Source organism: Streptomyces sp. NPDC025618, from assembly GCF_055558795.1.
In genome coordinates this window covers 71,641-92,482 of the sequence record NZ_JBVHLW010000012.1, presented here as the reverse complement: position 1 = coordinate 92,482, position 20,842 = coordinate 71,641, and the positions used below count along the sequence as shown (strand labels likewise).

18 protein-coding genes, 1 tRNA gene and 1 pseudogene are annotated in these 20,842 nt (G+C 71.2%); 8 read left to right on the top strand and 12 right to left on the bottom strand.

Going from position 1 to position 20,842, the window contains the following annotated elements:
• Nucleotides 1–245: 245 nt before the first annotated feature.
• Nucleotides 246–995, top strand: a complete 750-nt coding sequence (locus ACZ4A5_RS13980; RefSeq protein WP_467582359.1) for a response regulator transcription factor — start codon at nt 246–248, stop codon at nt 993–995.
• Here ACZ4A5_RS13980 and ACZ4A5_RS13975 read toward each other — a convergent pair.
• Nucleotides 952–1,185: a hypothetical protein gene (locus ACZ4A5_RS13975; protein WP_467582357.1), complete on the bottom strand. Its 234-nt coding sequence runs from the start codon at nt 1,183–1,185 to the stop codon at nt 952–954. The genes ACZ4A5_RS13980 and ACZ4A5_RS13975 overlap by 44 nt on opposite strands.
• Before the next feature lie 18 nt (nt 1,186–1,203).
• Nucleotides 1,204–2,874, bottom strand: a complete 1,671-nt coding sequence (locus ACZ4A5_RS13970; protein WP_467582356.1) for a sodium:solute symporter family protein — start codon at nt 2,872–2,874, stop codon at nt 1,204–1,206.
• Nucleotides 2,875–2,977: 103 nt separating this feature from the next.
• On the opposite strand from ACZ4A5_RS13970, the gene galT reads away from it, so the two are divergent.
• The 4 genes from galT (at nt 2,978) to ACZ4A5_RS13950 (ending at nt 7,251) form a co-directional block, all read left to right on the top strand.
• On the top strand, nt 2,978–4,045 hold the full coding sequence (gene galT, locus ACZ4A5_RS13965; RefSeq protein ID WP_467582355.1) for a galactose-1-phosphate uridylyltransferase: 1,068 nt from the start codon (nt 2,978–2,980) through the stop codon (nt 4,043–4,045).
• Nucleotides 4,042–5,004: a UDP-glucose 4-epimerase GalE gene (galE, locus tag ACZ4A5_RS13960; RefSeq protein WP_467582354.1), complete on the top strand. Its 963-nt coding sequence runs from the start codon at nt 4,042–4,044 to the stop codon at nt 5,002–5,004. The genes galT and galE overlap by 4 nt, the downstream gene beginning before the upstream one ends.
• Complete coding sequence (gene galK, locus ACZ4A5_RS13955) at nt 5,001–6,155, top strand: galactokinase (RefSeq protein ID WP_467582353.1); 1,155 nt, start codon at nt 5,001–5,003, stop codon at nt 6,153–6,155. The genes galE and galK overlap by 4 nt, the downstream gene beginning before the upstream one ends.
• Before the next feature lie 319 nt (nt 6,156–6,474).
• Nucleotides 6,475–7,251 (top strand): LuxR C-terminal-related transcriptional regulator, encoded by a 777-nt coding sequence (locus ACZ4A5_RS13950; protein WP_398870151.1) that lies wholly within the window; start codon nt 6,475–6,477, stop codon nt 7,249–7,251.
• Here ACZ4A5_RS13950 and ACZ4A5_RS13945 read toward each other — a convergent pair.
• Entirely contained in the window at nt 7,210–7,707 is a 498-nt protein-coding gene (locus ACZ4A5_RS13945; RefSeq protein ID WP_467582352.1) for a MarR family winged helix-turn-helix transcriptional regulator, read from the bottom strand. The two genes, ACZ4A5_RS13950 and ACZ4A5_RS13945, sit on opposite strands and share 42 nt — an antisense overlap.
• Nucleotides 7,708–7,860: 153 nt before the next feature.
• On the opposite strand from ACZ4A5_RS13945, the gene ACZ4A5_RS13940 reads away from it, so the two are divergent.
• Nucleotides 7,861–8,658, top strand: a complete 798-nt coding sequence (locus ACZ4A5_RS13940) for a trans-aconitate 2-methyltransferase (protein WP_467582350.1) — start codon at nt 7,861–7,863, stop codon at nt 8,656–8,658.
• Nucleotides 8,659–8,949: 291 nt separating this feature from the next.
• On the opposite strand, the gene ACZ4A5_RS13935 is transcribed toward ACZ4A5_RS13940, so the two are convergent.
• A complete protein-coding gene (locus ACZ4A5_RS13935) occupies nt 8,950–9,651 on the bottom strand; it encodes a TetR/AcrR family transcriptional regulator (RefSeq protein WP_467582348.1) in 702 nt (233 codons plus the stop codon).
• Entirely contained in the window at nt 9,648–10,628 is a 981-nt protein-coding gene (locus ACZ4A5_RS13930; protein WP_467582346.1) for an acyl-CoA desaturase, read from the bottom strand. Before ACZ4A5_RS13930 ends, ACZ4A5_RS13935 begins: the two co-directional genes overlap by 4 nt.
• A 195-nt stretch (nt 10,629–10,823) precedes the next feature.
• Here ACZ4A5_RS13930 and ppc point away from each other — a divergent pair, with 195 nt between their 5' ends.
• Nucleotides 10,824–13,595: a phosphoenolpyruvate carboxylase gene (gene ppc, locus ACZ4A5_RS13925; RefSeq protein ID WP_467582344.1), complete on the top strand. Its 2,772-nt coding sequence runs from the start codon at nt 10,824–10,826 to the stop codon at nt 13,593–13,595.
• 304 nt (nt 13,596–13,899) lie between these two features.
• Here ppc and pth read toward each other — a convergent pair whose 3' ends face one another.
• From pth to ACZ4A5_RS13895, 6 genes and pseudogenes are all read right to left on the bottom strand, one after another.
• A complete protein-coding gene (pth, locus tag ACZ4A5_RS13920) occupies nt 13,900–14,490 on the bottom strand; it encodes an aminoacyl-tRNA hydrolase (RefSeq protein ID WP_467582342.1) in 591 nt (196 codons plus the stop codon).
• Between the two features lie 82 nt (nt 14,491–14,572).
• Nucleotides 14,573–15,148 carry a 50S ribosomal protein L25/general stress protein Ctc gene (locus ACZ4A5_RS13915; RefSeq protein WP_467582340.1) on the bottom strand — a complete coding sequence of 192 codons (576 nt, stop codon included), beginning with the start codon at nt 15,146–15,148 and terminating at the stop codon, nt 14,573–14,575.
• Nucleotides 15,149–15,333: 185 nt separating this feature from the next.
• Entirely contained in the window at nt 15,334–16,311 is a 978-nt protein-coding gene (locus tag ACZ4A5_RS13910) for a ribose-phosphate diphosphokinase (protein WP_467582338.1), read from the bottom strand.
• A gap of 73 nt (nt 16,312–16,384) precedes the next feature.
• Complete coding sequence (gene glmU, locus ACZ4A5_RS13905) at nt 16,385–17,851, bottom strand: bifunctional UDP-N-acetylglucosamine diphosphorylase/glucosamine-1-phosphate N-acetyltransferase GlmU (RefSeq protein WP_467582337.1); 1,467 nt, start codon at nt 17,849–17,851, stop codon at nt 16,385–16,387.
• A gap of 117 nt (nt 17,852–17,968) precedes the next feature.
• A tRNA-Gln gene (locus ACZ4A5_RS13900) sits at nt 17,969–18,039 on the bottom strand.
• Between the two features lie 11 nt (nt 18,040–18,050).
• Nucleotides 18,051–18,745, bottom strand: a pseudogene (locus ACZ4A5_RS13895) (hypothetical protein).
• A gap of 155 nt (nt 18,746–18,900) precedes the next feature.
• Between ACZ4A5_RS13895 and ACZ4A5_RS13890 the strand changes: the two are divergent.
• The gene (locus ACZ4A5_RS13890; protein ID WP_467582335.1) at nt 18,901–20,268 is read left to right on the top strand and encodes a sensor histidine kinase; all 1,368 of its coding nucleotides are present in this window, start codon (nt 18,901–18,903) and stop codon (nt 20,266–20,268) included.
• A 65-nt stretch (nt 20,269–20,333) separates the two neighbouring features.
• On the opposite strand, the gene ACZ4A5_RS13885 is transcribed toward ACZ4A5_RS13890, so the two are convergent.
• Complete coding sequence (locus ACZ4A5_RS13885) at nt 20,334–20,840, bottom strand: SUKH-3 domain-containing protein (protein WP_467582333.1); 507 nt, start codon at nt 20,838–20,840, stop codon at nt 20,334–20,336.
• Nucleotides 20,841–20,842: the final 2 nt, after the last annotated feature.

The following is a 20,842-nucleotide window of genomic DNA, read 5'->3' as shown; positions in this document are numbered from 1 at the left end:
CCCGTGCCGTAGTCGTTTCCGATCGCTTGACGCACGATGAAGCACGCTGAAAGTCGTATCCCTGCCCGTCACGCCTCCGTGCCTGAACGATCCGTTTCAGTCTCGAAGTACACGTGATTGGCAGGGATTTCGGCATTCCGGGGGACTTCTCACCGGTAAGGGGCGCGGAACGTCGAACAAGCGTGTAGCTTCCGGGGGACAAGAGGGCCGACGAGAGACGTACGCGGGCGACAGGGGGCAAGCGCATGGGCGTGCGGCTCATGGTGGTCGACGACCACCGACTGCTGGCCGAGGCGCTCGCCTCGGCCCTGAAGCTGCGCGGACACCGGGTGCTGGCCGCGGCGGCACCGAGCGCGGGCGCGGCCGACCTGGTGGTCAGCCGCGCGCCTGAGGTATGCCTGCTGGGCACCGCAGCGCCCGCCGAGCCGGGGGCCTTCGACCCGGTCGTGCGGATCAAGCGCGAGCGGCCGCAGGTGGCCGTCGTGGTGCTCGGCCCGGTGCCGAGCCCGCTGGGCATCGCCGCCGCCTTCGCCGCGGGCGCCTCCGGCTACGTCCGGCACAACGAGCGCATCGAGGGCGTCGAGCGGGCCATGATGAAGGCCCGCGCGGGCGAGGCCGCGGTCGACCCGCAGCTGCTCCAGGGCGCCTTCGCCGAGCTCCTCAACCCCGCCGCCCAGCCCGACGACGAGGGCGCCCGGCTGCTCCAGCTGCTCACCCCGCGCGAGGTCGAGGTGCTCGTGCGGGTCGCCGAGGGCGAGGACACCCGGCTGATCGCGGCGGGCATGGGAATAGCTCCCAGCACCGCGCGCACGCATGTGCAGCGCGTCCTGATGAAGCTGGGCGTGGGCTCCCGGCTGGAGGCGGCGGCCCTCGCGGCCCGTACGGGTCTCCTGGACCGCGCGGCGGGCGCCACCGCCACCGCCGCTGCCGCCCCCGGGGTCACGGGCCGCGTCATCGCTCCGCGTCCTCCGGCGGGGCCGCAGGGCGGAGCCTGAACCACACCAGGAAGAAGACCCCGAGCGCCAGCATGCCCAGGCCCGCCCAGAGGTTGATGTTGATGCCCTGGGCCTTGTCCAGGTCCGCGTCCGAGGCGGCGAGCCCGGCGCCGGTGACGATCACGCCGTACACCGCGAACAGGGCCCCGATGATCAGCCGCAGGTCGAACAGCCGTTGTTTGCGCTTCACGACAACTCCTCGGGCGGGTCAGAAGGAGAACGGGACGTAGCAGGCGGCGGCGAGGACGACGGCGCCCCAGCCGAGCAGGGCGGGCCTGCGGTACCACGCGTCGTCGCCCTCGGCGGGCGGCTCGGGCACGCCGGGCGCGGTCGTGCCGTAGACGAACCCCGCGAGTGACGCGAGGGGCGCGGGCTTCGTGGCGTACGAGACGGCCACCGTCACCACCGCGCCGACCGCGAACGCGACGATCGCGGAGACGAAGTTGGCGCCCTGGTCGGAGGGGATCGGGACGACGCCCCGCTTGTACAGCCAGAAGTAGTTGACCATCGCGGCGACCGTGCCGGACAGCAGCCCCCAGAAGCCCGCCGCGGCGGTGGCCCGCTTCCAGAACATGCCGATGATGAAGACGCAGAACAGCGGCACGTTGAAGAACGAGAAGAGGGTCTGGAGGTAGTTCATGATGTTGCTGAACGACGAGGCGATGAACGCCGTCCCCATGCCCGCCAGCACCCCGATCGCGGTCACCCACCGGCCGGTCGCCAGATAGTGCGCGTCGGGGCGGTCCTTGCGGAGGTAGGCGGCCCAGATGTCGTTGGTGAAGACGGTGTTGAAGGACGAGACGTTGGCCGCCATGCCCGCCATGAAGGCCGCGAGCAGCCCGGTGACCGCGAGCCCCAGCACGCCGTTCGGCAGCAGGTCGCGCATCAGCACGGGGATCGCGTCGTTGTAGCTCAGGTCGCCGCCGGGGCGGCCCAGGGCCGGCTCCATGGCCGCGGCTATCAGGCCCGGCAGCACCACGGCGAGCGGGATGAGGAGCTTGGGGAAGGCGGCGATGAGCGGGGTGCGCCGGGCGGCGCCGAGGTTCTTCGCGGACAGCGCGCGCTGCACCTCGGCGAAGTTGGTCGTCCAGTAGCCGAAGCTGAGCACGAAGCCCAGACCCAGCACGATGGTCAGCCAGTTGGCGCCCAGCGGATTGGAATGGCCGATTCCCGTACCGCCCCAGGCGCTCAGATAGTCGTCGCCGTGGCCGGCCTCGAGCGTGTGGGACAACCCGTGCCAGCCGCCGACCCGGCGCAGGCCCACGACCGTGAGCGGGATCAGCGCGGCGAGGATGACGAAGAACTGGAGCACCTCGTTGTAGATCGCCGAGGAGAGCCCGCCCAGCGTGATGTACGCCAGCACGAACAGGCCCGCGACCACGATCGCCACCCACTGCGGCCAGCCCAGCAGCGCCTGGAGCACCAGCGCCAGCGCGTAGAGGTTGACCCCGGCGATCAGCACCGACGACACCGCGAAGATCACGGACGACAGCAGGTGCGAGGACGGCCCGAAGCGGTGCAGCAGGAACTCCGGTACGGAGCGCACCTTCGAGCCGTAATAGAAGGGCATCATCACCAGGCCCAGGAAAACCATGGCCGGTATCGCGCCGATCCAGTACCAGTGGACCGTGTACGCGCCGTACTGTGCGCCGTTGGCGGCCATGCCCAGGATCTCCGTAGCGCCGAGGTTGGCGGCGACGAAGGCCAGGCCGGTCACCCAGGCGGGCAGCGAGCGGCCCGAGAGGAAGAAGTCCAGGCTGGTGCGGACCGAGCGGCGGGCCGCGAAGCCGATGCCCAGGACCACGGCGAAGTACAGGGCGAGGATCGTGTAGTCGAGTCCGTTGACGGAAAGGCGCAGCCCTTCGGCCAGTTCGCGCATGGGTCACCTCAATCGCTCGCTGTTGACGGCGTTGTTGGGTCATGCTTCCTTGTGTTGAGTTGTGTGTGAAGGTGTTCGGACTGTTCGGTGAGAGAGGTTCCGGATGAAGCGGACGGCCACCCGGCTCGCGGACGGGCGCGAGCTCTTCTACTACGACCTCCGCGACGACACCGTGCGCGACGCCCCCGACCGGCGCCGCCTCGACCCCGTCGCCACCGCCTCCGAGGTCCGCCGCGACCCGCTCCTCGGCGACAGCGTCGTCATCGCCTCCCACCGTCAGGGCCGCACCCACCACCCGCCGCCCGACGCCTGCCCGCTGTGCCCCTCGCGCGAGGGCCGCGACACCGAGATCCCCGCCGCCGACTACGACGTCGTCGTCTTCGAGAACCGCTTCCCCTCCCTCGCCGGGGACTCCGGCCGCTGCGAGGTCGTCTGCTTCACCCCCGACCATCACGCCTCCTTCGCCGGCCTCGACGACGAACGGGCCGCGCTCGTCCTCGCCGCCTGGACCGACCGCACCGCCGACCTCGCCGAACTCCCCTCCGTCGCCCAGGTCTTCTGCTTCGAGAACCGCGGCCGCGAGATCGGCGTGACCCTCGGCCACCCGCACGGCCAGATCTACGGCTATCCCTTCACCACCCCGCGCACCGAGCGCGTGCTCGCCTCCGTGGCCCGGCACCACGAGGAGACCGGCGGGCAGAACCTCTTCGACGCCACCCTGGCCGCCGAGCGCGCCGACGGCCGCCGGATCGTCCTGGACACCGAGCACTGGACGGCCTACGTGCCGTACGCCGCCCACTGGCCGTACGAGGTCCACCTCCACCCCCGCCGCCGCGTCCCCGACCTGCGCTTCCTCGACGACGGGGCGCGCACAGAGTTCCCACAGGTCTATCTGGAACTGTTGCGGCGCTTCGACCGGATCTTCGCCGGGCGGGAAGGCGGGGAGAGCACGGCGCAGGAGCCCACGCCGTACATCTCCGCCTGGCACCAGGCGCCGTTCCGCCATCCCCACCGGAGTGAATTCGCGCTGCATCTGGAGCTCTTCACCGTCCGCCGGGCTCCCGGCAAGCTGAAATTCCTCGCCGGTTCCGAATCCGGCATGAGTGTGTTCATCAACGACGTGCCGCCCGAGGCCGCGGCCGAGCGACTGCGAGAGGTAGCGAGCACATGAGCACATACCTGGTCACGGGCGGCGCCGGATACGTCGGCAGCGTGGTCACCGCCCACCTGCTGGCCGCCGGCCACGGCGTGACCGTCCTCGACGACCTCTCCACCGGCCACCGCGCGAGCGTCCCCGACGGCGCCCGCTTCATCGAGGGCCGCGTGCAGGACGCCGGGCAGTGGCTGGACAGCTCCTACGAGGCGGTGCTGCACTTCGCCGCGTACTCCCAGGTCGGCCAGTCCGTCGCCGACCCCGAGCCGTACTGGCGCAACAACGTCGGCGGCACCGCCGACCTCCTCGCCGCCATGCGCGACGCGGGCGTGCGCACCCTCGTCTTCTCCTCCACCGCCGCGGCCTACGGCGAGCCCGCGGCCGTCCCGATCACCGAGGACGCCCCCACCGCCCCCACCAACCCCTACGGCGCCACCAAGCTCGCCGTCGACCACATGATCAGCGGCGAGTGCGCGGCCCACGGTCTGGCCGCCGTCTCCCTGCGCTACTTCAACGTCGCGGGCGCCCACGGCCACCACGGCGAGCGGCACACGCCCGAGACCCACCTCATCCCGATCGTCCTCCAGGTCGCCCTCGGCGAGCGCGAGTCCGTGGCCGTCTACGGCGACGACTACCCCACCCCCGACGGCACCTGCGTCCGCGACTACATCCACGTGGCCGACCTCGCCGAGGCCCACCTCCTCGCCCTCTCCGCCGCCCGCGACGGCGAGCACCTGATCTGCAACCTCGGCAACGGCAGCGGCTTCTCCGTCCACGAGGTCATCGAGACCGCCCGCAAGGTCACCGGCCACCCCGTCCCGCAGACCGCCGCCGCGCGCCGCCCCGGCGACCCCGCCGTCCTCGTCGCCTCCGCCGAACGGGCCGCCGAGACCCTCGGCTGGCGCCCACGCCGCACGGAACTGGCCGAAATCATCAAGGACGCCTGGGAGTTCGCCCGGCGGGCGGCCGCCGAATGAGCGCCCACGCCACGGCCGCGGCCTTCGAGCGGGCCTTCACCCACCCGCCCGCCGGGATCTGGGCCGCCCCCGGCCGGGTCAACCTCATCGGTGAATACACCGACATCAACGAGGGGTTCGTGCTCCCGCTCGCCCTCCCGCACACCGTACGGGCCGCCGCCTCCCCCCGCGCCGACGGCCGGCTGCGCCTCCACCGGGGCGACGACCCCCGCGCCGGCTGGGCCGAACTCGCCCTCGATGAGCTGGAACCGGGCCGCACCACCGGCTGGGCCGCCTACCCCGCCGGGGTGCTGTGGGCGCTGCGCGAGGCCGGACACGAACTCGGCGGCGCCGACGTCCAGATCGACGGCGACGTCCCGCAGGGCGCCGGCCTCTCCTCCTCGGCGGCCCTGGAGTGCGCCGCCGCGCTCGCCCTCGCGGGGACGGCCGGGATCACCCTCACCCGGCAGGAGACCGCCCGGATCTGCCAGCGGGCGGAGAACGCCTTCGTCGGCGTCCCCTGCGGGATCATGGACCAGACCGCGTCCGTGAGCTGCGTCGCCGGGCACGCCCTCCACCTGGACACCCGCGACCTCACCCACCGCCAGGTGCCCCTCGACCCGGAGGCCGCCGGACTGCGGCTGCTCGTCGTCGACACCCGGGTGAAGCACGCGTTGGCCGACGGCGCGTACGCGAAGCGGCGCGCCGGTTGTGAGGCGGGGGCCCGCGCGCTGGGCGTACGCGCGTTGCGCGATGTGCCCCACGACCGTCTGAAGGACGCCCTGGACCGGCTGCCGGACCCGGGGATACGGGCGCTGGTGCGCCACGTCGTCACCGAGAACGAGCGTGTCCGGCAGGTCGTCGCGCACCTCGACGCGGGCGACGTCCGGGCCGTCGGACCGCTCCTCGACGCCGGGCACGCCTCGCTGCGCGACGACTTCCGGGTCTCGTGCCCGGAGCTGGACCTGGCGGTCGCGGTTGCGAATTCCGCGGGCGCGCTTGGCGCGCGGATGACCGGCGCGGGGTTCGGCGGATCGGTGGTGGCGCTGGCGCCGGCGGAGCGCGCGGCGGATGTGGAACGCGCCGTTCTGGATGCCTTCGCGCGGGCGGACCACGCCCGGCCGCGGGTGTTTGCGGTGGTCGCGGGGGCGGGCGCCCGCCGCCTGGCGTAGGCCGGAGTGCGAAAACCGGCGGGTACATGGACAACATCGAGTCGTTCCATGTCGTTCGCTGTCCCAATACTGAACAGAAAGCTCACCATAAACACGCGGGTCAGGCAGTTTTGCCAATCGGCTTCCGTCGCCGGACCCCCGCCGTACGCTGATGCACAGCGCCGGTGGGGGCCGACGCTGATCAGGGGGCGAGACAGTCAGGTACGACGCCCGGGGGCGGGGTAGTAGCCATGGCACGGCGGCGGCCGTGCGCGCGTGGCGACCCCGGCACCGGGCGCCGTACCCGCACTGCCCGCCTACCCGGGACATGGGGGTGGCTGTGGCACGAATTCGGGTTCTGGTGGTCGACGACCACCGCATCTTCGCCGAGTCGCTGGCCGCTGCCCTCGCGGCCGAGCAGGATGTGGACGTCTCGGCGGCCGGCAGCGGTCCGGCGGCGATGCGCGCCCTGGAGCGCGCGGCGGGCGAGGGGCGTCGCTTCGACGTGCTCCTGATCGACGCCGATCTGGGCACGGTGGCGGCGGACGGCGTGCCGGGGCAGCGCGTGCCCGGCCAGGAGGGCACGCCCACGGAAGGCGCCGTCGACGGGATCTCCCTGGTGGCGGGCGTCCGCAGCGGCCAGCCCGCCGTGCGGACGGTGGTGCTCGCCGAGCGGGACGACCCCAGACGGGCCGCCGCCGCGCTCCAGGCGGGCGCGGGCGGCTGGGTGGCCAAGGACTGCTCGCTGTCCCGGCTGCTGGCCGTCATCAGGGGCGTCCTGCGCGACGAGACGCACCTGCCGCCGGCCCTGCTCACCGGGGTGCTGCGGGAGCTCACGGCCGCGCGCAAGCACCGCACCGAGAGCGAGCGGCTCGTGGAGTCGCTGACCCCGCGCGAGCGCGAGGTGCTGCGCTGCATGGTCGCGGGGCTGGGCCGCAAGGCCGTGGCCGAGCGGCTCTATCTCTCCCCGCACACGGTGCGCACGCACATGCAGAACGTGCTGGGGAAGCTGGGCGTGCACTCCACGCTCGCGGCGGTGGCGCTGGCCCGGCGGGCCGGGGTAGGCCCGGTCGACCTAGCCGGGCACATTGTCGAACGGGGCGGTCAACTGACGTAGCAGATCGGCCAGTTCGCGGCGCTGCCCGCCGGGCAGCCGGGCGAGGATGGCGCGCTCCTGGGCGAGCAGCCCGGCGAGCGCCTCGTCGGCGCGGTCGCGCCCCTCGGCGGTGAGCCGCACCAGCACGCCCCGGCGGTCGTTGGGATCGGGCAGCCGCTCGACGAGGCCGCGCTTGGCGAGCCGGTCGATGCGGTTGGTCATGGTGCCGGAGGTGACCAGCGTCTGGGTGAGCAGCTGGCCGGGGGAGAGCTGATAGGGGTCGCCCGCGCGGCGCAGGGAGGTGAGCACGTCGAACTCCCACGGCTCGAGCTGGTGCTCCGCGAAGACCAGTCGCCGGGCCCGGTCGAGGTGACGGGCGAGCCTGCTGACGCGGCTGAGCACCTCGAGCGGTTCCACGTCGAGGTCCGGGCGCTCGCGGCGCCACGCTGACACAAGTCGATCGACCTCGTCCTCCATGACGATCAGTGTAGTTGGTCTGTCGACATGAAGTCTCTTGACATCAAGAGATCTCGGGGCGGATGCTGGATTCATCGGCGTACGGAACCCGTACGTACGAGGCGCCTCGCGCCCCCTGCCCCGTACGCGCGCCCCGCTCCGGAGGCTTCACCCATGACCAGCGCACCCACCTGGGACCCGCGGCAGTACCTCCGCCACGCGGGTCACCGCACCCGCCCCGTCCATGACCTCCTCGCCCGCGTCCCCGAGCTGCCCGGCGACCCCGCCCGCATCGTGGACCTCGGCTGCGGCCCCGGCACCGTCACCGCCCTGCTCGCGGAACGCTGGCCCGGCGCCCGGATCACCGGGCTCGACAGCTCCGCGGAGATGCTCGCCGAGGCGGAGCGCGTCGCCGGCGGCGGCCGCGTCGGCTTCGCCCGCGTGGATCTCGCCGACTGGGCCCCTTCCGGGCCCTACGACCTGATCTTCTCCAGCGCGACCCTCCAGTGGCTCCCGGGCCACGCGGACCTCTTCCCCGCCTGGGCAGGCGCCCTCGCTCCCGGCGGCACTTTCGCCTTCACCGTCCCCGGCAACTTCACGGCCCCCAGCCACGTCCTGCTCCACGAACTCTGCGAAAGCCCACGCTGGCGCGACCGGTTGGGCGGCCTCCACCGCGCGGGCCACATCCTGGAACCGGGCGCATACCTGGACCGCCTCGCGGGCCTCGGCCTGTCCGTGGACGCGTGGGAGACGACATACGTCCAGCTCCTGTCCGGCCCGGACCCCGTCCTCGACTGGACGAAGGGCACGGCGCTGCGGCCGGTCCTGACGGCGCTGGGCGACGACGCGGAGGCGGTGGAGGAATTCCTCACCTCGTACGGCGCGCTGCTGCGCGAGGCGTATCCGGCGGGGGAGCGGGGCACGGTCTTCCCGTTCCGGCGCGTCTTCGTGGTGGGGCGGCGGGAGGGCTGAGGCGCGGGCCCTGGCTGCGGGTGGGCGGCGCCTGCGGCGGGCTTTTTCCCCTACCCGCCCCTTCCCGGAACTGAGGGTGATCCCCCAGGCCCCCTGCCACACGGCTTCGCCGCGTTGTCCTCAATCGCCGGACGGGCTGGATATGGCTGAGCTCAGCCATATCCAGCCCGTTGGGGGCACCTCCCAGCGGTAGCTGGGGGAGATTGAGGACGCTCCCCCAGACTTCGTCCGGGGGGACCCCCAAGGGCGCTCCCGCCGCAGGCGGCAACGCGCCCGCAGGCGAAAGCCGAGCTACGCCCGACGATGCCCCACAAGCCGAGGCTTGGGCTCCAGCCCGTCCAAGCCGTGCCACGCCAGATTCACCAGATGCGCCGCCACCTCCGCCTTCTTCGGCTTGCGCACGTCCAGCCACCACTGACCCGTGAGGGCGACCATGCCCACCAGAGCCTGGGCATAGAGCGGCGCCAGCTTCGCATCGAAGCCGCGGGCCTTGAACTCCAGGCCGAGGATGTCCTCGACCTGGGTGGCGATGTCGCTGATCAGGGAGGCGAAGGTGCCCGTGGACTGCGCGACGGGCGAGTCGCGGACGAGGATGCGGAAGCCGTCCGTATAGGTCTCGATGTAGTCCAGCAGGGCGAAGGCCGCCTGCTCCAGCAGCTCCCGCGGGTGCCCGGCCGTCAGCGCGCCCGTCACCATGTCGAGCAGCTGCCGCATCTCGCGGTCCACCACCACCGCGTACAGCCCCTCCTTGCCGCCGAAGTGCTCGTAGACCACCGGCTTGGAGACCCCGGCCTTCGCCGCGATCTCCTCCACCGAGGTGCCCTCGAACCCCCGCTCGGCGAAGAGTGCGCGACCGATGTCCAGCAGCTGCTCACGGCGCTCCGCGCCGGTCATCCGCACCCGGCGGGTGCGCCGGGCCCCCGGAGCAGGGGTCCGGGTCTTGCCACTGGTGGAATTGCTGGAATCGCTGTCGGTCGCCACGCTGTCAATCATGCCGCGTGAACGGCGCTTTCCTTCCGCCGGGAGTCGATGCGGTCCGCGTCGGGCCAGCGCACGTCGTACGCCCAGCCCGCCTTCTCCAGCCAGCGGATGATGCGGGCGCTCGAATCCAGCTGGCCCTTCAGCACGCCGTGGCGGGCCGAGGTCGGGTCGGCGTGGTGCAGGTTGTGCCAGGACTCACCGCAGGAGAGCACCGCCAGCCACCACACATTGCCCGACCGGTCACGCGACTTGAAGGGGCGCTTGCCCACCGCGTGACAGATGGAGTTGATCGACCACGTCACATGGTGCAACAGCGCCACCCGCACCAGTGAACCCCAGAAGAACGCCGTCAGCGCGCCCTGCCATGACCACGTCACCAACCCGCCGACCAGCGGCGGGATCAGCAGCGACACCGCCGTCCACAGCACGAACTGCCGCGACACCCGCCGGATCGCCGGATCCTTGATCAGATCCGGCGCGTACTTCTGCTGCGGTGTCTGCTCCTCGTCGAACATCCAGCCGACATGCGCCCACCACAGACCCTTCAGCAGCGCCGGCACGCTCTCACCGAACCGCCACGGCGAATGCGGATCGCCCTCGGCATCCGAGAAACGGTGATGTCTGCGGTGATCCGCCACCCAGCGCACCACCGGACCCTCCACCGCCATCGACCCCATGATCGCCAGGGCGATCTTCAGCGGCCGCCTCGCCTTGAACGCCCCGTGCGTGAAATGCCGGTGAAAACCGATCGTGATGCCATGGCACCCGATGTAATACATCACCACCATCAGCCCGAGATCGAGCCAGCTCACCCCCCAGCCCCATGCCAGCGGGACGGCGGCCACCAGGGCCACGAACGGAACGGTGATGAACAGCAACAGCGCGATCTGCTCCACCGAGCGCTTGCTGTCACTGCCGAGAGTGGCGGACGGGAGCGGCGTTTCCTGGGCCTTCGGCGCGTTTTCGATCACGTCGGGGCTTGCGGTCATCAGATCCCTTAAGGGGGCTCGGGGCAAGGCTACGGGTCCGTAACCTACGGCTACGTAAGTATCGCAGGGCAGGGCCCTGGAGCAAGAGGGCTGTGGACAACCGCGCGTCGGGCGGCGACCTATGCTGGTCACCGTCGGACAGCGCGGTCCGCAAACCCTCCAGACGTGCCAGAAACTCTGCAAGGAGCCGCACCTGTGAGCAGTGCCGACCCCACCAGCCTCGCCGCTGAGGAAACCCCGCGGAACGACGCCGAAGCACAGCGCAGCGCCGCCCTGCGCGCCGACATCCGGCGCCTCGGCGACCTCCTCGGCGAAACCCTGGTCCGCCAGGAGGGCGAAGACCTCCTCGACCTCGTCGAGCGCGTCAGGGCCCTCACCCGCACCGACGGCGAAGCCGCCGCCCGGCTCCTCGGCGACACCGATCTGGAGACCGCGGCCAAGCTGGTCCGCGCCTTCTCCACCTACTTCCACCTCGCCAACGTCACCGAGCAGGTGCACCGCGGCCGCGAGCTCCAGGCCAAGCGCGACGCCGAGGGCTCGATACTCGCCCGCACCGCCGACCAGCTCAAGGACGCCGACCCCGAGCACCTCCGGCAGACCGTCGACCACCTCGGCGTACGCCCCGTCTTCACCGCCCACCCCACCGAGGCCGCCCGCCGCAGCGTCCTCAACAAGCTCCGCCGCATCGCCGAACTGCTCGACACCCCCGCCGGCGCCACCGGCGACAAGCGCCGCACCGACCTGCGCCTCGCCGAGAACATCGACCTGCTCTGGCAGACCGACGAACTCCGCGTCGCCCGCCCGGAGCCCACCGACGAGGCCCGCAACGCCATCTACTACCTCGACGAGCTCCACGCGGGCGCCGTCGGCGACGTCCTGGAGGACCTCGCCGCCGAGCTCGACCGCGTCGGCCTCGCCCTGCCCGCCACCACCCGCCCCCTCACCTTCGGCACCTGGATCGGCGGCGACCGCGACGGCAACCCCAACGTCACCCCCCAGGTCACCTGGGACGTCCTGATCCTCCAGCACGAGCACGGCATCACCGACGCCCTCGAACTCGTCGACCTCCTCCGCAGCGCCCTCTCCAACTCCATCCGCAACAGCGGCGCCACCGAGGAACTCCTCTCCTCCCTCCAGCGCGACCTCGAACTCCTCCCCGAGATCAGCCCCCGCTACAAGCGCCTCAACGCCGAGGAGCCCTACCGCCTCAAGGCCACCTGCGTCCGCCAGAAGCTCATCAACACCCGCGAACGCCTCGCCCGCGACACCCCCCACCAGGAAGGCCGCGACTACCTCGGCACCGGCGAACTCCTCGCCGACCTCCAGCTCATCCAGGACTCCCTGCGCGCCCACCGCGGCGGCCTCATCGCCGACGGCCGCCTCGAACGCGCCCTGCGCACCCTCGCCGCCTTCGGCCTGCACCTGGCCACCATGGACGTCCGCGAACACGCCGACGCCCACCACCACGCCCTCGGCCAGCTCTTCGACCGGCTCGGCGAGGAGTCCTGGCGCTACGCCGACATGCCCCGCGACTACCGCCGCAAGCTCCTCGCCAAGGAACTCCGCTCGCGCCGCCCGCTCGCCCCCACACCCGCACCCCTGGACGCCGGCGGCCAGAAGACCCTCGACGTCTTCCGCACGATCAAGAAGGCCCTGGAAGGCTTCGGCCCCGAGGTCGTCGAGTCCTACATCATCTCCATGTGCCAGGGCGCCGACGACGTCTTCGCCGCCGCCGTCCTCGCCCGCGAGGCCGGACTCCTCGACCTCCACGCCGGCTGGGCCAAGATCGGCATCGTCCCGCTCCTGGAGACCACCGACGAGCTCAAGGAAGCCGACCGCATCCTCGACGAGATGCTCGCCGACCCCTCCTACCGGCGCCTCGTCGCCCTGCGCGGCGACGTCCAGGAGGTCATGCTCGGCTACTCCGACTCCTCCAAGTTCGGCGGCATCACCACCTCCCAGTGGGAGATCCACCGCGCCCAGCGCCGCCTCCGCGACGTCGCCCACCGCTACGGCGTACGGCTGCGCCTCTTCCACGGCCGCGGCGGCACCGTCGGCCGCGGCGGCGGCCCCACCCACGACGCGATCCTCGCCCAGCCCTGGGGCACCCTCGAAGGCGAGATCAAGGTCACCGAGCAGGGCGAGGTCATCTCCGACAAGTACCTCATCCCCGCCCTCGCCCGCGAGAACCTGGAACTGACCGTCGCGGCCACCCTCCAGGCATCCGCCCTGCACACCTCACCGCGCCAGTCCGACGAGGCACTCGCCCGCTGGGACGCCGCCATGGACACCGTCTCCGACGCCGCCCACGGCGCCTACCGCCGCCTGGTCGAGGACCCCGACCTGCCGGCCTACTTCTTCGCCTCCACACCCGTCGACCAGCTCGCCGAGCTCCACCTCGGCTCCCGGCCCTCCCGCCGCCCCGACTCCGGCGCCGGCCTCGACGGCCTGCGCGCCATCCCCTGGGTCTTCGGCTGGACCCAGTCCCGCCAGATCGTCCCCGGCTGGTTCGGCGTCGGCTCCGGCCTCAAGGCCGCCCGCGAGGCCGGACTCGACAACGTCCTGGAAGAAATGCACGAACACTGGCACTTCTTCCAGAACTTCCTCTCCAACGTCGAGATGACCCTCGCCAAGACCGACCTGCGCATCGCCCAGCACTACGTCGACACGCTCGTCCCCGACGAGCTCAAGCACGTCTTCGACACGATCCGCGCGGAGCACGAGCTGACGGTGCAGGAAGTCCTGCGCATCACCGGGGAACGGGAACTGCTCGACTCCAGCCCGGTGTTGAGGCAGACCTTCCACATCCGCGACGCGTATCTCGACCCGATCTCCTACCTTCAGGTCACGCTGCTGCACCGGCAGCGGCTCGCCGCGGAACGGGGGGAACCGGCGGATCCGACGCTGGCGCGGGCGCTGCTTCTCACTGTGAACGGGGTGGCGGCGGGGCTGCGCAACACGGGCTGAGGGGGCGGGGGTTTCCCCCGGCCGCGGGTTCCGTTGCCGCCTGCGGTGGGAGCGCCCTGCGGCCGAGGGGGGGGGGGGGGGGGGGGGGGGGGGGGGGGGGGGGGAGGGGGGGGGAGGGGGGGGGGGGGGGGGGGGGGGGGGGGGGGGGAGGGGGGATGGGAGGCCGACAAAAACGGGGGGGGGGGGGGGGGTTTCCCCCCCCCCCAGGCTTCCTGTGGCCCCCTGCGACCAGCCCGCCCGGCGTCTGAGGACAACGCGGCGAAGCCGTGTCGCGGGGGGCGCGACCCCAGGCAAAAGAGCCCCGCTACGAGTTGTACGTCCCCTGCGCCCGCTCCAGACCGTCGACGATCAGCGTCTCTACCGCATCCGCCGCCCGATCCACCTCGAACGCCAACTCCTTGCGCTCAGGCGACGAGAAATCCTTCAGCACGAAATCCGCCACCTGCATACGACCCGGCGGCCGCCCGATGCCGAACCGGACCCGGCAGTAATCAGGGCCCATCGCCTTCGTGATCGACTTCAGGCCGTTGTGGCCGTTGTCGCCACCACCCAGCTTCAGCCGCAGCTGGCCGAAATCGATGTCCAGCTCGTCGTGGACCGCGACGATCCGCTCCACCGGCACCTTGTAGAAGTCCCGCAGCGCCGCCGTCGGCCCGCCCGACAGATTCATGAACGACATCGGCTTCGCGATGACCACCCGGCGGCTCGACGGCCCCGGCGCACCGAGCCGGCCCTCGAGCACCTGCGCCCGCGACTTGTGCGCCTTGAACTTCGCCCCCAGCCGCTCCGCCAGCAGGTCGGCCACCATGAAGCCGACGTTGTGGCGGTTCGCCGCGTACTCGGGGCCCGGGTTGCCCAGCCCCACGATCAGCCAAGGGCTCGTGTCGTCCGTCATCCGAACATTCTCCTCCACAGCCGACCGCCGCCCCACTCGGCAGGAGTGGGACGGCGGCGGGAAAACGGGGGAAGGGCCTGGATCAGGCCTCGTCGCCCGCAGCCTCGGCCGGGGCCTCGGTCTGGGCGGCCAGCACCTGGAGGACGACGGTGTCGCCGTCGACGGCCAGGGAGGTACCGGCCGGCAGGACGACGTCCTTCGCCAGCACGGAGGCACCGGCCTCGAGGCCCGCGATGTTCGCGACGACGGCCTCGGGGAGGTGGGTGGCCTCGGCCTCGACGGGCAGGGTGTTCAGGACGTGCTCGAGCAGGTTGCCGCCCGGGGCCAGCTCGCCCTCGGTGTGGACCGGAACCTCGACCGTGACCTTCTCGCCCTTGGCGACGACCAGCAGGTCGACGTGGACCAGGAAGCCCTTGAGCGCGTCACGCTGGACGGCCTTGGGGATGACCAGCTCGGTGCGGCCCTCGATGTCCAGGGAGAGCAGGACGTTCGGGGTCTTGAGCGCCATCATCATGTCGTGGCCCGGCAGGGTCACGTGAACCGGCTCGCCACCGTGACCGTAGACAACAGCCGGAACCTGACCGGCGACACGGGCGCGGCGGGCGAAGCCCTTGCCGAACTCGCGGCGGATCTGTGCGGGGATCTTGACCTCGGACATGCGCACTCCTCGTAGAAAAGTAAAAGGATCTGACGGCCGTTACCCGGCCCACGACAGACCTGCTACGAAGAGCGCGTCGATAACGGACCGCCGCACCCAGAAAAAGTGCGGCCTCCCTCGCCGAGCAACTTGTGCAGTGTACCCGGCGGGGAGGCCGCCCAGAAATCGATCAGTCAGCGCGTGACTTACGCCTGCTCCTCGAAGAGGCTCGTCACCGAACCGTCCTCGAAGACCTCACGCACCGCGCGCGCGATCGTCGGCGCGATCGACAGCACCGTGATCTTGTCCAGCTCCAGCTCACCCGGCGTCGGCAGGGTGTTGGTGAAGACGAACTCGCTCACCTTGGAGTTCTTCAGACGGTCCGCGGCCGGACCCGACAGCACACCGTGCGTCGCGGTCACGATGACATCCTCCGCACCGTTCGCGAACAGCGCGTCCGCGGCGGCGCAGATCGTGCCACCCGTGTCGATCATGTCGTCGACCAGGACACACACCCGGCCCTTCACATCACCGACGACCTCGTGCACCGTGACCTGATTGGCGACATCCTTGTCACGGCGCTTGTGCACGATCGCCAGCGGCGCGCCCAGCCGGTCGCACCAGCGGTCCGCCACGCGCACCCGGCCGGCGTCCGGGGAGACGACCGTCAGCTTGTCGCGGTCGACCTTGGCGCCCACGTAGTCCGCGAGGATCGGCAGCGCGAACAGGTGGTCCACCGGGCCGTCGAAGAAGCCCTGGATCTGATCCGTGTGCAGGTCGACCGTCAGGATCCGGTCCGCACCCGCCGTCTTGAACAGATCGGCCACCAGACGCGCCGAGATCGGCTCACGGCCGCGGTGCTTCTTGTCCTGACGCGCGTAACCGTAGAACGGCACGACCACGGTGATGCTCCGGGCCGAGGCCCGCTTCAGAGCGTCGATCATGATCAGCTGTTCCATGATCCACTTGTTGATGGGAGCCGTGTGGCTCTGCATCAGGAAGCAGTCGGCGCCACGCGCCGACTCCTGGAAGCGGACGTAGATCTCGCCGTTGGCGAAGTCGAATGCCTTGGTCGGGACCAGGCCGACGCCCAGCTGGTGCGCGACCTCCTCGGCAAGCTCGGGGTGGGCGCGGCCGGAGAAGAGCATCAGCTTCTTCTCGCCGGTCGTCTTGATCCCGGTCACAGCACAGTCTCCTTGGATGTCGCTTTGTGTGCGCTTATCACGGTACGCCCCGCACGACGCGCCCGTGTCACGGTCACTGTTCGGCGTCGGTCTCCCGACCGTCCTGCTGAGCGGCGGAAGCGGCCTGTGCGGCTGCGCTTCCCGGGCGCTTACGAGCCACCCAGCCCTCGATATTCCGCTGCTGTCCACGTGCGACAGCCAGCGAACCCGGGGGCACATCCTTGGTGATGACCGAGCCGGCCGCGGTGTACGCGCCGTCCCCGATCGTGACCGGAGCCACAAACATATTGTCCGAGCCGGTCCGGCAGTGCGAGCCGATCGTCGTGTGGTGCTTGTTCACACCGTCGTAGTTCACGAAGACGCTCGCCGCGCCGATGTTGGTGAACTCACCGATCGTGGCGTCCCCGACGTAGGAGAGGTGCGGCACCTTGGTGCCCTCGCCGATCACGGCGTTCTTCATCTCCACGTACGCCCCCGCCTTGGACTTCGTCCCCAGCCGGGTGCCCGGACGCAAGTACGCGTACGGGCCGACGCTCGCGCCCTCGCCGATCTCCGCGCCGTCCGCCACCGTGTTGTCCACGACCGCGCCCGCACCCACCGCGGTGTCCTTCAGCCGGGAGTTCGGGCCGACCTCCGCACCCGTGGCGACATGCGTCGCGCCCAGCAGCTGGGTGCCCGGGTGCACGACCGCGTCACGCTCGAAGGTCACCGTCACGTCGACCAGCGTCGACGCCGGATCCACGACCGTCACGCCGTCCATCATCGCCACGTGCAGCAGCCGCTCGTTGAGCAGCTTGCGCGCCTCGGCGAGCTGGACGCGGTTGTTGATCCCCAGGATCTCCCGGTGGTCACCCGCCACGGCCGCGCCCACCCGGTGCCCGGCCTCGCGCAGGATGCCCAGGACGTCCGTCAGATACTCCTCGCCCTGGCTGTTGTCCGTACGGACCTTGCCCAGGGCGTCCGTCAGGAGCTGCGCGTCGAACGCGAACACACCGGAGTTGATCTCCCGGATCGCGCGCTGCTCCTCGGTGGCGTCCTTGTGCTCGACGATCGCGGTCACGGCGCCGGTGGCGGCGTCGCGCACGATGCGGCCGTAGCCGGTGGAGTCCGGGACCTCGGCGGTCAGCACGGTGACGGCGTTGCCGTCGGCGGCGTGGGTGCCGGAGAGGCGCCGCAGGGTCTCACCGGTCAGCAGCGGGGTGTCGCCGCAGACGACCACGACGGTGCCGTCGAGGGCGATGCCGCTGTTCGACAGCTCCTCCAGGCCCATGCGCACGGCGTGGCCGGTGCCGTTCTGCTCGTGCTGCACGGCGGTGCGTACGGCGGGGTCGATCTCGGCCAGGTGCGCCGACACCTTCTCGCGCTCGTGCCCCACGATCACCACGAGGTGCTCGGGGTCCAGCTCGCGGGAGGCGGCGACGACGTGCCCGACGAGGGAGCGGCCGCAGATGGCATGGAGGACCTTGGGGGTCGCCGACTTCATGCGGGTGCCCTCACCCGCTGCGAGGACGACGACGGCTGCCGGGCGGTTGGCGCTCACGGGTGTGCCCTTCGGCTTCGGGTGGTGGACATCCGAAGGATACCGGTGTGTTTGAAGGCCGAAACGCGGGCGGGTCCTGACCTGGGGGTCAGGACCCGATGTCGTCCAACTTGTGAGCTCCCGGGGAAGGAATCGAACCCTCATTCAATGGACCAAAACCATTTGTCCTGCCATTAGACGACCCGGGATGGTTCGTCCGTTATGTCCGATCCTCTGGATCGGGCACACGCGCAGCCACCACTATGCCGTACCACCAGCCTTCGATGCGACGGTATAGGTCAGCACTTCCCAGCACGCGGACCGCGAGGCATCCCCGGTAGTCCTCCCCGACGTTCTTGCGGACGGTCTTCGGGTTGTGCTTTTTGAGGGTCGTTTTGCCGAAGGTTCCGACGCCGTTGCCGACGCGCTCGGCCCAGAAGTGCTCCGTGCCTGTGATGTCGGCCGACTCGTGGACCATCACGTGGAACCGGAGGCGGTCGTCGTCGACGCCGAGCAGGCGAAGCCAGGCCAGGTAGAGGTCGATCATGTCGGGGTCGCTGTTGACGAAGGTGACGCGCTCGCTCGGTGGGTCTTTCGCTTGGAGCCCTCGGCCCAGTAGAGGCCGACGCCGATCAGGAAGAGCTCGCGATCCGAGAGTCTGCCTATCTCGCCCCTCGCGGCGTTCTGGGTCCCTTGGCGTTCCAGGTCCCGGGCCTGGCGGATCGGCCCCCACCGTACTTCGGCCATCGCGCGGCAGTGCTCCTGCACTCGCCGCGTCGGCTTCGGCAGATCCCTCACCCAGAGCGACACCGAGCTCTTCGCCACCCCCAGCTCCGCGACGATCTCGTCGTACGTCCGGCCCGCCAGGCGTAGCTCGCGGGCGCGGGCCTGCAGTTCCTTCTTCGGTTGCGTCATGCACCCAGCGTCATCGTCCATACGCGCACATAGAGCGAAAATGCGTCCCATTCAGCAGTTCGAGGGAAACCTGTGCCTTTCGCCTTCGATCGCGCGCCCCCCGTGCTCCCGCGCGGGCAGGAAAACCGGTGGCGGGCGCCCGTAGTCTGGGTGGTATGACCACAACGGGGGCAATCGCGGAGGCGGGCGCGCGGGGCGCGCCCAGGGGGCCGTGGTGGTGGGAGCGGCGTCGGGGTTTTGTGCTGGACGTGACGCTCGCGCTGTTGTCGGCGCTGGAGTGCGCGCTGGAAGGGATCGTCTTCGCGAACGACGCGGGGCTGCCCGCGCTGGCCGGCTTCGTCGTCGGTGCGCCGACCGGGGCGGTGCTGCTGCTGCGGCGCCGGTGGCCGATAGCCGTGGTGCTGGTGTCGATCGCGATCACACCGGCCGAGATGGGTTTCCTGCTGAGCATCGTGGGGCTCTACACCCTGGCGGCGTCCGACGTGGCGCGGCGGCTGACGGTGGTGCTGGCCGGGGCGTCGGTGGTGGGCACGTTCGCGGTGACGTTCGTGCGGTTCGACCAGGACATGTCGCAGGACGGCTACCACCCGGGCATGTGGCTGACGGTGTTCTTCTCGGCGCTGATGGCGCTGGGGCTGTCCGCGCCGCCCGTGCTGCTGGGGCTGTACGTGGGGGCGCGCCGCCGGCTGGTCGAGAGTCTGCGGGAGCGGGCCGACGGTCTGGAGCGGGAGCTGGCGCTGCTGGCGGACCGGGCGGAGGAGCGGGCGGTGTGGGCCCGTAACGAGGAGCGCACGCGGATCGCGCGGGAGATGCACGACGTGGTGGCGCACCGGGTGTCGCTGATGGTGGTGCACGCGGCGGCGTTGCAGGCGGTGGCGCTGAAGGATCCGGAGAAGGCGTCGAAGAACGCGGGTCTGGTCGGTGACATGGGCCGGCAGGCGCTGACGGAGCTGCGGGAGATGCTGGGGGTCTTGCGGACGTCGTCGGACGGTTCGGTGGTCGCGCAGTCGGCGGCGGCGGATTCGCAGCGGTTGGCGGAGGTCGCCGCGGTGGCTTCGGCGCGGGTGTCGGAGAGTGTGGCGGTCGCCGGGGCGGTGGAGGAGGCCGTGGCCGGTGACGGTCCGTGTCTGGACGGGCTCGAGGATCTGGTGGGTCTGTCGAGGGCTGCGGGCATGGTGGTGGAGCTGTGTGTGGAGGGTGAGGAGCGTTCGCACGGCGCGCGGGTGGAGAGCACGGCCTATCGCGTGGTGCAGGAGGCGCTGACGAATGTGCACAAGCACGCGCCGGGGGCGAAGGCGGTCGTGCGGCTCGCGCACCGGGAGGGTGAGGTGGCGCTCCAGGTGGAGAACGGGCCTTCGGACGGTGGCGCGGATGTGGGTCTGCCGAGTGGTGGCAATGGCCTGGTGGGGATGCGCGAGAGGGTGTCGGCGCTTGGTGGGGTCTTTGTGGCTGGTGTGACGGATGTGGGTGGTTTCCGGGTCTCGGCGGTGATCCCGTCGGGGGAGGGCCGGATGGCGGCCTGAATTAGGCCGGATACCGCCCTGCTTTTGGCTGGTTCTCGACCGTGACGGGGGCGGTGTGCCGGGTGCTACGCGCGCGGTCCCGCCGACAGGCGGGAGGGGCGGGCGCCGGTGACGAGGGTGCCGATGGCGCGGTCGATGTCCGGGCCGAGGTACCAGTCGCCGCTGTGGTCGAGGCTGTAGACCCGCCCGTGGGTGTCGATGGCGAGCAGCGCCTGCCCGTCCGCCTCCTGGCCGAGGGGGCACACCTCGGCACCCAGCGCGCGGCCGAGGTCGGCGACGGTGCGGGCGAGGTGGAGGCCGTGCAGGGGGTCGATGTGGAAGGGCGTCGGCGCGATGTGGCGGCCGGGTCCGGGGGCGGTGATGTGCAGCCCGCCGAATTCGGCCCACGCCTCGACGGCCGCGGGGAAGACAGTGTGCCGGTGGCCGGCCGGGGAGGTGTGGGCGCGCAGCGCGTCGGCCCAGTTCTCGGCGGCCTTGATGTCCCAGCGGCCGGGCTGCCAGCCGGCCTCGCGGAGGGCGGCGTCGACGGCGACGGGGAAGCGGGTGGCGGCGGTGCGTTCGAAGGCGCGCATGG